The organism is Micromonospora sp. WMMD961, from assembly GCF_029626145.1.
GTDB lineage: Bacteria > Actinomycetota > Actinomycetes > Mycobacteriales > Micromonosporaceae > Micromonospora.
This window is the reverse complement of sequence record NZ_JARUBJ010000002.1, coordinates 3,173,145-3,187,545: the sequence shown is the minus strand read 5'-3', so window position 1 is coordinate 3,187,545 and position 14,401 is coordinate 3,173,145. Positions and strand designations below refer to the sequence as shown.

1 protein-coding gene is annotated in these 14,401 nt (G+C 74.4%); it reads right to left on the bottom strand.

Annotated elements, in window-relative coordinates; genetic code table 11:
- Window positions 1-25 precede the first annotated feature (25 nt).
- Window positions 26-14,386, bottom strand: coding sequence for a type I polyketide synthase (locus O7614_RS14450; RefSeq protein WP_278138964.1), 14,361 nt, complete (start codon window positions 14,384-14,386; stop codon window positions 26-28).
- Window positions 14,387-14,401 lie beyond the last annotated feature (15 nt).

Below are 14,401 nucleotides of genomic sequence, written 5' to 3'. Positions count from 1 at the left end.
CTGTCCGAGAGAGTGTGCGAGCCGGTCAGGACGCGCCGAGGCGGCGGTCGATGAACGCGAACAGCTCGTCGTCGCTGGCTTCGTCGAGCGTTTCGGTGACCGGCGCTTCCGCCCCGGTCACCTCGGCCCACTGGCCGGTGAGCGCCTTCAGCCGGGCCGCGACGCCGTCCCGTACGGCCAGTTCGGCGACGTCGTCCGGCAGCAGGGCGGCGAACGCCTGCTCCAGCCGGGCCAGTTCGTCGAGCAGCCGTGGGGTACGGGCCGGGGCGAGCGTGCTCAGCAGGTGGTCGGCGAGAGCGCGCGGCGTCGGGTAGTCGAAGGTGAGCGTCGCCGGCAGGCTGAGCCCGGTGGCGGCGTTGAGGCCGTTGCGCAGTTCGACCGCCGCGAGCGAGGTGAACCCGAGACCGGTGAACTCCAGGTCCGGGTCGACGGTGTGCGCTCCCCCGTCGCCGATCGTGGCGGCCACCTGGGTGAGGACCACGGTCAGCACCGCCTCGCTGCGGGCGGCCGGGTCGGTCGAGGCGATCTGCTCGGCGAGCGTACGGTCGGGTCCGCGCCGGCTGGTGCGGCGCTTCGGCGCCTCCCGCAGCAGGCCGCGCAGCACCGCCGGCACACTGGCCGGGGTGGCCGTCGGGTCGAGTCGCAGCGGCACCAGGGCCGGCTCGGCGGCGCCGACGCTCAGGTCGAACGCGGTCAGGGCCTGCGCCTCGGTCATCGGCAGGACGCCGGTGCGGGCCATCCGGGCTAGGTCGGCCTCGGTGAGGGTGGCGGCCATGCCGGCGGCCCACGGCCCCCAGGCAAGCGAGGTGCCGGGCAGGCCGGCCCTTCTGCGGTACGCGGCGAGCGCGTCGAGGAACGTGTTGGCGGCCGCGTAGTTGCCCTGCCCCGGGCCGCCGACGACGCCGGCCGCCGAGGAGAACAGCACGAACGCTGTCAACTGCCGGTCCCGGGTCAGCTCGTGCAGGTGCCAGGCGGCCTCGGCCTTGGGGCGCAGGACGGTGGCGACGCGCTCCTCGGTCAGCGCGGTGACCACTCCGTCGTCGAGCATCCCGGCGAGGTGGACGACAGCTGTCAGGTCGGTGAGGCCGTCGAGCACCTCGGCCAGCGCGGTGCGGTCGGCGGCGTCGCAGGCCACCACTGTCGCGGTGGCTCCGGCGGCGGCCAGGTCACGGACGAGGGTGTCGGCGCCCGGCGCGTCCGGGCCCTGCCGGCTGAGCAGCACCAGGTCGGTGACGCCGTGCCGGGTGACCAGGTGGCGGGCGACGACCCGGCCGAGTCCACCGAGGGCGCCGGTGACCAGCACGGTGCCGGTGCCCAGCCCGGTGGTCGCGTCGCTGCCGGCCGGGTAGGGGGTGAGGACGGGGGTGACGACGCCGTCCACACCGATGGCGAGCTGGGACTGTTCGGCTGTCGCCGCGGCACGGATCTCCGCCTCGCCGGTGCCGGGCTCGGCGTCGACGAGCGTGAACCGGCCGGGGTGCTCCGACTGGGCGGCACGGACGAGACCCCAGACGGCGGCTCCGGAGAGGTGGGTGATGTCGCCGTGGGCGGCTCCGGCGGTGACCACTGTGAGGCGGGTGTCGGTGGTGATCGCCGACTGGAGGGCGGTGAGGGTGCGGGCGGTAGCGGTGCGGGTGGCGGCGACCGGGTCGGTGCCGTCCGCCGGGATGCGCAGGATGACGGTCTCGGGGTCGCCGGTGGCGGGCAGGTCGACCGGCGTCCAGTCGAGGCGGTGCAGCACCGACGGCGGCGTGTACGCCCGCAGCCGTAGGGCGGCCACGGAGACGACCGGGTCGCCGACGGCGTCGGCCAGCGTGACCCCGACGGCGTCGCCGACGCTGAGCCGGACCTGGGCTGCCGTGACGCCGGGCTGGTGGATGGTGACGCCGGACCACGCGAACGGCACCGTGGCGGCACCGTCGGCGGTCTGGTCGTCGAGGCCGAGGGTGTGCAGGGCGGCGTCGAGCAGGGCCGGGTGGATGCCGTAACCGCCGGCGCTCACCTCGTCGGGGAGCACGACGTCGGCGTGCACTGTGCCGTCGGTGTCGCGCCAGGCGGTGCGGACGCCCTGGAACGCCGGCCCGTAGTCGAGGCCGCGCCGGAGCAGCTCGTCGTAGAGCCCGTCCACGTCCAGTGGTGCGGCGGCTGCCGAGCGGCCCACCGGGACGACCGGCGTCGGGTCGGGGGGTGCGAGGGTGCCGCTGGCGTGGGCGGTCCAGGTCGTGCCGTCGGTGCTGGCGTGGATGGTGACCGGGCGGTGGCCGTCGTCGGTGGCCGGGCCGACCCGTACCTGGATCTGGGCACCTGCCTCGTCCAGGACGAGCGGGGCGGCGAGGACCAGGTCGTCGAGCCGGTCGCCGGTTCCGGCCGCCAGGGCGGCTTCCACCAGCGCGGTGCCGGGGACCAGGAGTGCGCCGTCGACCCGGTGGTCGGCGAGCCAGGGCACTGTCGCGACCGACCAGTGGCCGGTGAGAACGCGTTCCCCGCTCGCCTCGGCGAGGGTGATCGCGGTGTCGAAGAGGGGGTGGCCGGTGCGGTCGCGGCGTGCGGCGGCGGGGCCCGCCGGCCAGTAGCGGCGGTGCTGGAAGGCGTAGGTGGGCAGGTCGACCAGCCGCCCGCCGGGGTAGCACGGCGTCCAGTCCACCGCGACGCCGCGCACGAAGACCTGAGCGAGCGCGGTGAGCAGGGTGCTCGGCTGGTCGCGGTCAGATCGTTGCACGGGTACGAACACCGCGTCGGCGACGCAGTCCGCGCCCATCGCGGAGAGCACCCCGTCCGGGCCGATCTCCACGAACGTGCTCACACCCCACGACTCCAGGGTGGTGATGCCATCGGCGAACCGAACCGCCTCCCGCACGTGCCGCGACCAGTACGCAGCGTCCTGCGTCGACGCGACCTGCCCGGTCACGTTCGACACGATCGGGATGCGCGGCGACCCGTAGGTCAGCGTCTCGGCAACCTCGGTGAAAGCCTCCAGCATCGACTCCATCAACACCGAGTGGAACGCGTGACTGACCCGCAACCGCTTCGACTTCTCGAACTGGGCCGCGACCGCGTTGACCTCGTCGGCCGCCCCGGACAGCACCACCGACCGAGGTCCGTTGATCGCCGCCACGGACACCCCGTCGGTCAGCAACGGAAGCACCTCAGCCTCGGTGGCCCGCACGGCGACCATGACGCCACCGGTCGGGAGTGCCTGCATGAGGCGGCCTCGGGCGGTGACCAGTCTGGCCGCGTCGGGCAAGGAGAGCACCCCGGCGACGTGTGCGGCGGTGATCTCTCCGATCGAGTGCCCGACCAGGAAGTCCGGGATGACGCCGAACGACTCCACCAGGCGGAACATCGCCACCTCGACGGCGAACAATCCCGCCTGGGTGTAGACGGTCTGGTCCAGGCCGTCGCCGTCGGCGATCACGTCGCGGACCGGCCGGTCCAGGTGCCGGTCCAGCTCGGCGCAGGCCGCGTCGAACGCCTGCGCGTACACCGGGAACGTGTCGCAGAGCGCCAGGCCCATGCCCCGGCGCTGCGAACCCTGGCCGGAGAAGACGAACGCGAGCTTGCCGTCGACCACGTCGCCGGTGACCAGGCTGGCATCCGTCCGGCCCTCAGCGAGCGCTTTCAGGGCGTCCGGCCCGAACGCCACCGCCCGGTGCGGGAAGGCACCGCGCGTGGCGAGGGTGTGCCCGATGTCGACGGGGTCCAGCCCGGGGTGGGTCTCCAGGTGGGTCGACAGCCGGGTCGCCTGGTCGCGCAGACCGTCGGTGGTGGCCGCGGTGAGCGGCCAGGCGCTCGGTCCGCTGCCCGCGTGTCGGGGTACGGGAGCCGGTTCGGGGGCGGCTTCCAGGATGACGTGGGCGTTGGTGCCGGAGACGCCGAACGAGGAGACGGCGGCGCGACGCGGGCGGTCCGGCACTGTCCACTGCCGTTCCTCGGTGAGCAGCGAGACCGCGCCCGCCGACCAGTCGATGTGCGGCGACGGGTCGTCGGCGTGCAGGGTGCGGGGCAGGACGCCGTGCCGCATCGCCTCGATCATCTTGATGATGCCGGCGACACCGGCGGCGGCCTGGGTGTGGCCCATGTTCGACTTGATCGAGCCGAGCCACAGTGGCCGGTCGTCGGGGCGATCCTGACCGTACGTGGCGAGCAGCGCCTGTGCCTCGATCGGGTCGCCGAGCACGGTGCCGGTGCCGTGCGCCTCGACGGTGTCGACGTCGGCGGTGCTCAGGCCCGCGCTGGCCAGCGCAGCGCGGATCACCCGCTGCTGGGCGGGCCCGTTCGGGGCGGTCAGACCGTTGGACGCGCCGTCGGAGTTGACGGCGCTGCCCCGGATGACGGCGAGGATCGGGTGGCCGTTGCGGCGGGCGTCGGAGAGGCGTTCGACGACGAGCATGCCGACGCCCTCGGACCAGCCGGTGCCGTCCGCCCCCGCGCCGAAGGACTTGCAGCGGCCGTCGGCGGAGAGACCGCGCTGGCGGGAGAACTCGATGAAGGTGCCCGGCGTGGCCATCACCGTGACGCCACCGGCGAGCGCCATCGTGCACTCGCCGGTGCGGATCGCCTGCACGGCCAGGTGCAGCGCCACCAGCGACGACGAGCAGGCGGTGTCCACCGTGACCGCCGGGCCTTCCAGCCCGAAGGTGTACGCGACCCGACCGGAGATGACGCTGCCCGCGTTGCCGATGCCGAGCAGACCTTCGACCTCGTCGCCGTCGGGGTCCAGGCGGGACACGTAGTCGTGGTACATGACGCCCGCGAAGACGCCGGTGCGGCTGCCGCGTACGGTCGCCGGGTCGATGCCGGCCCGTTCGAACGCCTCCCACGAGGTCTCCAGCAGCAGTCGTTGCTGAGGGTCCGTGGCGAGCGCCTCGCGCGGGCCGAGCCCGAAGAACGGCGCGTCGAAGTCGGCGGCGTCGGCGAGGAACCCGCCGGACCGGGTGTACGAGGTCCCGGGGTGATCCGGGTCGGCGTGGTAGAGGCGGTCCACGTCCCAGCCGCGGTCGGCGGGGAAGTCGCCGATCGCGTCGCTGCCGGTCTCGACGAGTCGCCACAGGTCCTCGGGTGAGCTGATCCCGCCGGGATAGCGGCAGGCCATGCCGACGATGGCGATCGGCTCGTCGGCGTGACCGGAGGCGGTGACCTCCGGGCTGTCGGGCAGTTCGGTGCCGATCAGCGTCTCGTGCAGGTGGGCGGCGAGGGCGGCCGGGGTCGGGTGGTCGAAGACGAGGGTGGCCGGCAGCCGCAGGCCGGTGGCGGCGTTCAGGCCGTTGCGGAGCTCGACCGCGGCGAGCGAGTCGAAGCCGGTCTCCTGGAACGCCTTGCCGGGGGCGACCGCCTGCCCCGAACCGTGGCCCAGCACGCTCGCGACATGGGTGCGGACCAGGTCGAGGAGTGCTTCCCGTTGGTCGGCCGGGCGCAGGGCGGCGAGTCGCTGGACCAGGGACGCGTCGCCGGTGGCGGCCCGCGCGGCGCCTCGCCGCGTGGCCCGGATCAGGTTGCGCAGCAGCGGGTGGACGGCGGCCGGTGCGGCCCGCCCGGAGGCGAGCCGGAGGGGGACGACTGTGGTGTGTTGGCCGGCCGCGTCGAAGAGGCCGAGGCCGTCCTCGGGTGTGATCAGGGCGAGTCCGCCCCGGCTGAGCCGCTGGACCGCGTCCGGGTCCAGGTCGGCGGCCATCCCGGCGGCCCAGGGCCCCCAGGCGAGCGAGGACGCCGGCAGGCCGGCCCTCTGCCGTAGGTCGGCGAGGGCGTCGAGGAACGCGTTCGCGGCCGCGTAGTTCGCCTGTCCGGGGCTGCCGAGCAGGCCGGCGGCCGAGGAGAACGTCACGAACGCGGTCAGCGGGTGCCCGGCGGTGAGGTCGTGCAGGTGCCAGGCGGCGTCGACCTTCGGCCGGAGTACCGCGGCGAGGCGTTCCGGGGTGAGCGCGGTGACCACACCGTCGTCGATCACCCCGGCGATGTGCAGGACTCCGGTCAGGCTGCCCGCGCCGTCGATGGCCGCGGCGAGAGCGTCGCGGTCGGCCAGGTCGCAGGCCAGGACGGTGCTGGTCGCACCGAGTGCGGCGAGTTCCGCCGTCAGGTCGGCGGCCTCCGGGGCGTCCGGGCCACGGCGGCTGAGCAGCAGCAGGTCGGTGACGCCGTACCGGGTGACCAGGTGCCGGGTGAGTAGTCGACCGAGGGTGCCGAACGCGCCGGTGACCAGGACGGTGCCGGTGCCGAAGTCGTGACCGTCGGCGGGTTCGGTGATCCGGGCCAGGCGGGGTGCGCGCAGGGCGCCGTCCCGGATGGCGATCTGCTCCTCGCCGGTGGCGAGGACAGCGTCCAGGCGGTCGTCGCCGTCGGTGTCGATGAGCAGGAACCGGCCGGGGTTCTCGGTCTGGGCGCTGCGGACCAGGCCCCAGACGGCTGCGCCGGCCAGGTCGGTGACCGGGTCGCCGGGACGGCTGGCGACCGCGCCGCTGGTGACGACAGCGAGTCGGATGTCCCGCTCGACGGCGTCGCGCAGCGCGGTCAGGACGGCGGTGGTGGTGGCATGGGTGGCGGTGACCGGGTCGTCGGTGGCGGTGGCGGGTACGCGCAGCACCTCGGTCCCGGTGCCGTCGGACGTGCCGGGCGCCTCGACCGGGATCCAGTCGAGGTGATGCAGGCCGTCGGTGCCGGCGCTGCGCTCGGCGTAGCGGCGCAGCACCAACGAGTCGGCGGTCAGCAGGGTCCGCCCGAGGGTGTCGGTGAGGTGGACGCTGACGGCGTCGGTGCCGGCGTCGGCCAGCCGCACCCGGGCGGTGATCGCGCCGGAAGCCCGCACTGTGACGCCGGACCAGGCGAACGGCACCCGGGCCTGACCGTCGTCGTCGCCCAGCACGCCGAGGCCGAGTGGGTGCAGGGCGGTGTCCAGCAACGCCGGGTGTACGCCGTACCGGCCGCCGTCCACAGTGGCTGGTAGCTCCACCTCGGCGTGCAGGGCGCCGTCGGTGCCGAGCCAGGCCTGGCGCAGCCCCCGGAACGCGGGGCCGTAGTCGAGACCCCGGCGGCGCAGGGCGTCGTAGAGGCCGCTGGTGTCGATCGCCTCGGATCCGGCGGGTGGCCAGGTGGTCGGCGGGGCGTCGTCGGCGTTCCCGGCGGTGCTGAGGGTGCCGGTGGCATGGGTGGTCCACCGGGTGCCGTCGGGGCTGGCGTGGACGGTGACGGCGCGGCGGCCGGCGCCGTCACCGGTGCGGGTGCGGACCTGGACCTCGACCGGTTGCTCGCCGAGGACCAGCGGGGCGGCCAGGACGAGGTCGTCGACGCGGTCACAGCCGACCTCGACGCCGGCGGCGAGGGCGAGTTCGAGCAGCGCGGTGCCGGGGACGACGACGTCACCGGCGACCTGGTGGTCGGTGAGCCACGGCAGGGCGGTCCGCGACCAGCGGCCGGTGAAGATCCGTTCGTCGCTGTCGCCGGCGAGGGTGAGCATGCCGCCGAGCAGCGGGTGGTCGACGGCGTCGCCGTTGCCGGTCACCGTGGCGGCGGGCCAGTAGCGCTGGTGTTGGAAGGGGTAGGTGGGCAGGTCGACCAGTCGCCCGCCGGTCAGGCACGGCGTCCAGTCCACCGCGACGCCGCGCACGAAGACCTGCGCCAGGGCGGTCAGCAGGGTGGCAGGTTGGTCCCGGTCAGCGCGCTGCACGGGTACGAACACCGCGTCGCTCACGCAGTCGGCGCCCATCGCGGACAGCACCCCGTCCGGGCCGACCTCCACAAAGGTGGCGACGCCGAGACCCTCCAGGGTGGTGATGCCGTCGGCGAACCGGACCGCTTCCCGCACGTGCCGCACCCAGTAGTCGGCGTCCTGGATCTCGGCAATCTGCCCGTTCAGGTTCGACACCACGGGGAGGCGCGGCGACGCATAGGCAAGGGATTCCGCGACCTCGGCGAACTCGGCCAGCATCGGCTCCATCAACACCGAGTGGAACGCGTGACTCACCCGCAACCGCTTCGACTTCTCGAACCGGGCCGCCACGGCCATGACCTCGTCCGCGACGCCGGACAGCACCACCGACCGGGGGCCGTTGATCGCCGCGATGTTCACCCCGCCGGTCAACAGCGGCAACACCTCCGCCTCGGTCGCCCGCACCGCCACCATCACCCCACCGGCCGGCAACGCCTGCATCAGCCGACCCCGGGCCGTCACCAGCCTCGCCGCATCCGCAAGCGACAACACCCCGGCCACGTGCGCCGCGGCGATCTCACCAATCGAATGCCCCACCAGGAAATCCGGCCTGACACCGAACGACTCCACCAGCCGGAACAACGCCACCTCGACCGCGAACAACGCCGACTGCGTGTACACCGTCTGATCCAGCTCGCCGCCGTCGGCGATCACCTCCCGCACCGGACGATCCAGGTACCGGTCCAACTCGGCGCACGCCCCGTCGAACGCCTCCGCGAACACCGGGAACGACGACGCCAGGTCCAAGCCCATGCCCCGGCGCTGCGAACCCTGACCGGAGAACACGAAGGCGAGCTTGCCGTCGACCACGTCGCCGGTGACCAGGCCGGCATCCGTCCGGCCCTCGGTGAGCGCTTCCAGGGCGTCGGGCCCGAACGCCACCGCCCGGTGCGGGTGGGAGCTGCGCCGGGTGAGTGAGTAGCCCAGGTCGACCGGGTCCGCATCGAGGTACGGCAGCAGCCGCCCGGCCTGGGCGCTCAGCGCGCCCGGTTCGGCGGCAGCGAGCGTCCACGGCACCGGCACCGGCAGCGCGGCCGGCAGCGCGGCCGGCGGCTCGACCTGCGGCTCCGGCGTCGGGGGCGCTTCCAGGATCGCGTGGGCGTTGGTGCCGCTGATGCCGAAGGAGGAGACGGCGGCACGAGCCGGACGGTCCGCGTCCGGCCACGGCTGCGGCTCGGTGAGCAGGGACACCGCCCCGGAGGCCCAGTCGACGTGCGGGGTGGGTTCGTCCACGTGCAGGGTGCGGGGCAGCACCCGGTGCCGCATCGCCATGACCATCTTGATGATCCCGGCGACACCGGCCGCCGCGACGGTGTGCCCGATGTTCGACTTGACCGAGCCGAGCCACAGCGGCCGACCGGTCGGGCGGTCCTGCCCGTACGCGCTGAGCAGTGCCTGCGCCTCGATCGGGTCGCCGAGTCTGGTGCCGGTGCCGTGCGCCTCGACGGCGTCCACGTCGGTCGGGGTGAGACCGGCGTCGGCCAGTGCCGCCCGGATGACCCGCTGCTGGGCGGGGCCGTTGGGGGCGGTCAGGCCGTTCGACGCGCCGTCGGAGTTGACAGCGGTGCCCCGCACCACGGCGAGGACGCGGTGGCCCTTGCGGAGTGCGTCGGAGAGCCGTTCGACCAGCAGGATGCCCGCGCCCTCGGACCAGCCGGTGCCGTCCGCGCCCGCCGCGAACGACTTGCAGCGGCCGTCGGCGGACAGGCCCCGCTGGCGGGAGAACTCCACGAACGCGTCCGGGCTGGCCATCACCGTGACGCCGCCGGCCAGGGCCAGTGAGCACTCGCCGGAGCGCAGCGAGCGGACGGCCAGGTGCAGCGCCACCAGCGACGACGAGCAGGCGGTGTCCACTGTGACGGCCGGGCCCTCCCAGCCGAGGGTGTACGCGATCCGCCCGGAGGTGACGCTGGCCGCCGTGCCGGTGAGCCGGTACCCCTCGACCCCGTCGGCGATCTGGTCGCCGGTGCCGTAGCCGGAGAAGGACGCCCCGACGAAGACACCGGCGGGTTCGCCGCGCAGCCCGGCGGGGTCGATACCGGCCCGCTCGACGGCCTCCCACGCGGTCTCCATCAGCAGTCGTTGCTGCGGGTCCATGGCCAGCGCCTCGCGCGGTGAGATGCCGAAGAACGCCGCGTCGAAGCCGGCCACGTCGGCGACGAACCCACCGGCCCGGGTGTACGAGGCGCCGGGCTGGTCCGGATCCGGGTCGTAGAGGGCGTCCAGGTCCCAGCCACGGTCGGCGGGGAACCCGGCGATCGCGTCGGTGCCAGACTCGACGAGACGCCACAGGTCCTCCGGTGAGCCGACGCCGCCCGGGTAGCGGCAGGCCATCCCGATGATGGCGATCGGCTCGTCGGGGACACCGGCGGACGGTGCGACGGTGTGCGCCGCGCGGTCCGCGCCGGACAGCAGGGTGTCCAGTTCGGCGGCGAGCACGGCGGCGTACGGGTAGTCGAAGGCGACGGTGGTGGGCAGGCGCAGGCCGGTCGCGGCGGCCAGGCGGTTGCGCAGCTCGACAGCGGTCAGCGAGTCGAAGCCGAGTTCCCGGAACGGGCGGTCGGCGGGGACGGCGTCGGCGGACTCGTGGCCGAGGACCGCGGCGGCCTCCGCGCGCACCAGGTGCAGCAGGTGCGCCCGGCGCTCCTCGACGGTGCGGCCGGCCAGGAGATCGCCGGCCGGGTCGGTGGCCTGCGGCTCGTCCTCGGCGTCGGTGAGCAACGGCGTGAGCAGAGGACTGTCCCGCCGTACCCTGAAGGCGGGTCCGAAGCGTGACCAGTCCACGTCGGCGACCACCACCGTGGTGTCGCCGGTGGAGACGGCGTGGGCCAGCGCGGCGGTGGCGCGGGTCGGGTTCATCGCCGTGATGCCGCGCCGGGCGAGGTGGGCGGTGACGTCGGCGTCGGCCATGCCGCCGCCGGCCCACGGGCCCCAGGCGATCGCGGTGGCGGGGCGGCCCCGGGCGGCCCGGCGGGCGGCGAGGGCGTCGAGGTACGCGTTCGCGGCGGCGTATCCACCCTGGTCCCCGCTGCCCCACACGCCCGCGATCGACGAGAAGAGCACGAAGGCGTCCAGGTCGTCGCCGAGGAGTTCGTCGAGGTGCCGGGCACCGAGCACCTTCGCGGCGCCGAGGTCACCGATCTCGGTGGGGTCCAGACCGGCCAGTGGGGTCAGGTGGGCGACACCGGCGGTGTGCACGACCGAGCGGACCGGGGTGCCGTCCGCGCGGAGCGTCGCGATCAGGGTGGCGAGGGCGGCGCGGTCGGTGACGTCGCAGGCGACGGCGGTGAGCTGGCAGTCGGTCCCGGCCAGGTCGGCGGTCAGCGCGTCCAGGCCGGGCGCGTCCGGGCCCCGGCGGCTGACCAGGACGACCCGGTCCGCGCCGTTGTGCGCGGCCCAGCGGGCGACGTGCGCGCCGAGCGCCCCGGTGCCGCCGGTGACCAGGACGGTGCCGGTCGGTTGCCAGGGTTCGGCGGCGGTGCTGGGGGCGCGGTCGATGCGTCGGGCGTGCAGGCCGTCGGCGCGGACCGCGACCTGGTCCTCGCCGGTGCTGCCGGCCAGGACCGCGACGAGCTGGTCGGTGACGTCGCCGGCCAGGTCGACGAGGCCACCCCAGGTGTCGGGGTGTTCGAGGGCGGCCACCCGGCCGAGGCCCCAGATCGCGGCCTGGGCGGGGTCGGGCGCGATGCCGTCGGTGCCGGTGGTGACGGCCCCGGTGGTGACGGTCCAGATCGGCGCGGTGGTCCCGGCGGTGGTCGCCGCGTGGAGCAGGGCGAGCAGGTCGGCAGTGGCGTCGAGGTCGCCGGTGCGCGAGGGTACGTGCAGGATGCCGGCCAGCTCGTCGGTGAGGTGCGCGGCGACGCCGATCTCCGGGGTGGCACCGTGTCGGGTCAGCAGGTCGTGCAGCCGCTGCGCGGTCGGGTCCGCCGGGTCGGCGACGATGCGCCACGCCCCGGCGAGCGTGCCGGTGGGCAGGGTGGCGACGGGCTGCCAGCTCTCCCGGTACCGCCACTCGCCAGGCGCGCTGCTCGCGGGCTTCGGCAGCTCCGGCCAGTAGTAGCGGCGTTGGAAGGCGTAGGTGGGCAGGTCGACGGTGCGGGCGGCGCTGTGGCACGGCGTCCAGTCCACCGGTACGCCGCGCACGAAGAGGCCGGCCAGGGCGGCGAGCAGGGCGGCGGACTGGTTCCGGTCGGCCCGCTGCACCGGTACGAACACCGCGTCGCTCACGCAGTCGGCGCCCATCGCGGAGAGGACCCCGTCGGGGCCGATCTCCAGGAAGGTCTTGACGCCCAGGGTCTCCAGGGTGGTGATGCCGTCGGCGAAGCGCACCGCCTCCCGCACGTGCCGCACCCAGTACGCGGCGTCCTGCGTCGACGCGACCTGCCCGGTCAGGTTGGACACCACCGGGATGAGCGGCGTCCCGTAGGTCAGCGTTGCCGCCACCGAGGCGAACTCGGCCAGCATCGGCTCCATCAACACCGAGTGGAACGCGTGACTCACCCGCAATTGCTTCGACTTCTCGAAGTGCGCCGCGACGGCGGTGACCTCCTCGGCCACACCGGACAGCACCACCGAACGAGGACCGTTCACCGCCGCGACCGACACCCCGCCGGTCAGCAGCGGCAGCACCTCCGCCTCGGTGGCCCGCACCGCGACCATCACCCCACCGGCCGGCAACGCCTGCATCAACCGACCCCGCGCGGTGACCAGCGTTACCGCGTCGGACAGGGACAACACCCCGGCCACGTGCGCGGCGGCGATCTCACCGATCGAATGCCCCACCAGGTAGTCCGGGGTCACCCCGAACGACTCCACCAGGCGGAACAGGGCCACCTCGACCGCGAACAACGCCGCCTGGGTGTAGATCGTCTGGTCCAGGTCGTCGCCCTCGGCGATGACGTCGCGGACCGGCCGGTCCAGGTGCCGGTCCAGCTCCGCGCAGACCGCGTCGAACGCCTCCGCGTACACCGGAAAGGCCTCGGCCAGGTCCAGGCCCATGCCCGGGCGTTGCGAACCCTGGCCGGAGAACACGAATGCCAGTGGGCCGCGGGTGACGGTGCCGCGCAGGACGCCGGCCGTGGCGCGTTCCTCGGCGAGCGCCGTCAGCGCGGCGAGCCGTTCCGCCGGGTCGGTGCCGGTGATCGCGGCGCGGTGCCGCAGGCCGGCACGGGTGGTGGCCAGCGAGTGCGCCACGTCGGCGGGGTCGGCGTCGGAGTCGGCGAGGTGACCGGCGAGGCGGGCCGCCTGGGCGCGCAGGGCGGCGTCGTCGTGCCCGGAGAGCAGCAGCGGCGCCGGGACCGTGGACGGTTCGCGGGGCTGCTCCTCGTCCCCGGCCGGTGCCTGCTCGACGATGACGTGGGCGTTGGTGCCGGAGACGCCGAAGGCGGAGACACCCGCCCGGGCCGGGTGGTCGCCGGATGGCCAGGGGCGGGCCTCGGTGAGCAGTTCCACCGCCCCGGCCGACCAGTCGACGTGCGGGGTGGGCGCGTCGACGTGCAGGGTCTGCGGCAGTGTGCGGTGCCGCATCGCCATGACCATCTTGATGATCCCGGCGACACCGGCGGCGGCCTGGGTGTGGCCGATGTTCGACTTGATCGAGCCGAGCCAGAGCGGGTCGCCCTCCCCTCGGTCGCGGCCGTAGGTGGCGAGCAGCGCCTGCGCCTCGATCGGGTCGCCGAGGACGGTGCCGGTGCCGTGCGCCTCGACGGCGTCCACGTCGGCGCCGGTGAGCCCGGCGTTGTCCAGGGCGGCCCGGATGACCCGCTGCTGGGACGGCCCGTTCGGTGCGGTGAGGCCGTTGGACGCGCCGTCGGAGTTGACCGCGCTGCCCCGGATGACGGCGAGCACCGGGTGGCCCAGCCGGCGGGCGTCGCTGAGCCGTTCCACCAGCAGCAGCCCGACGCCCTCACCCCAGCCGGTGCCGTCGGCGGCCGAGGCGAACGACTTGCAGCGGCCGTCCGCCGCGAGCCCGCCCTGTCGTTCGAACTCCTCGAACGCGCCGGTGGTGCACATGACCGTCGCGCCGCCGGCCAGCGCCATCGTGCACTCGCCCTGCCGCAGCGACTGGACCGCCAGGTGCAGCGCGACCAGCGACGACGAGCAGGCGGTGTCGACGGTGACGGCCGGGCCTTCGAGACCGAAGAAGTACGACAGGCGGCCGGAGACCACGGCTGCCGCGTTCCCGGTGAGCAGGTGACCCTCGTCGGCGATCGGCGTGCGCATCAGCACCGACGCGTAGTCCTGGGTGTTGGAGCCGACGAAGACGCCGACCTGGTGGCCACGCAGCGAAAGCGGGTCCACACCGCCGCGCTCCAGGGCCTCCCAGGCGGTTTCCATGAGGAGCCGCTGCTGCGGGTCCATGGCGACGGCCTCCCGGGGCGAGATGCCGAACAGCGCCGCGTCGAACTCACCGGCCGCGTCCAGGAACCCCGCCGGGCGGGCGTACGAGGCGGCCGGGTCCCAGCCGCGGTCGTCCGGGAAGCCGGACAGGGCGCCGGCGCCGTCGGCGACGAGACGCCAGAGAGCCTCGGGCGAGTCGACACCGCCGGGGTACCGGCAGGCCATCCCGACGACCGCGATGGGTTCCCGCTGCGCCTCGGTGAGCCGGCGGTGCTGGTGACGCAGACGCTCGTTCTCCTTCAGGGAGGAGCGCAGTGCCTCGACGAGCTTGTCGCTGGAGGTGGCCATCATGAGCTCCGCACG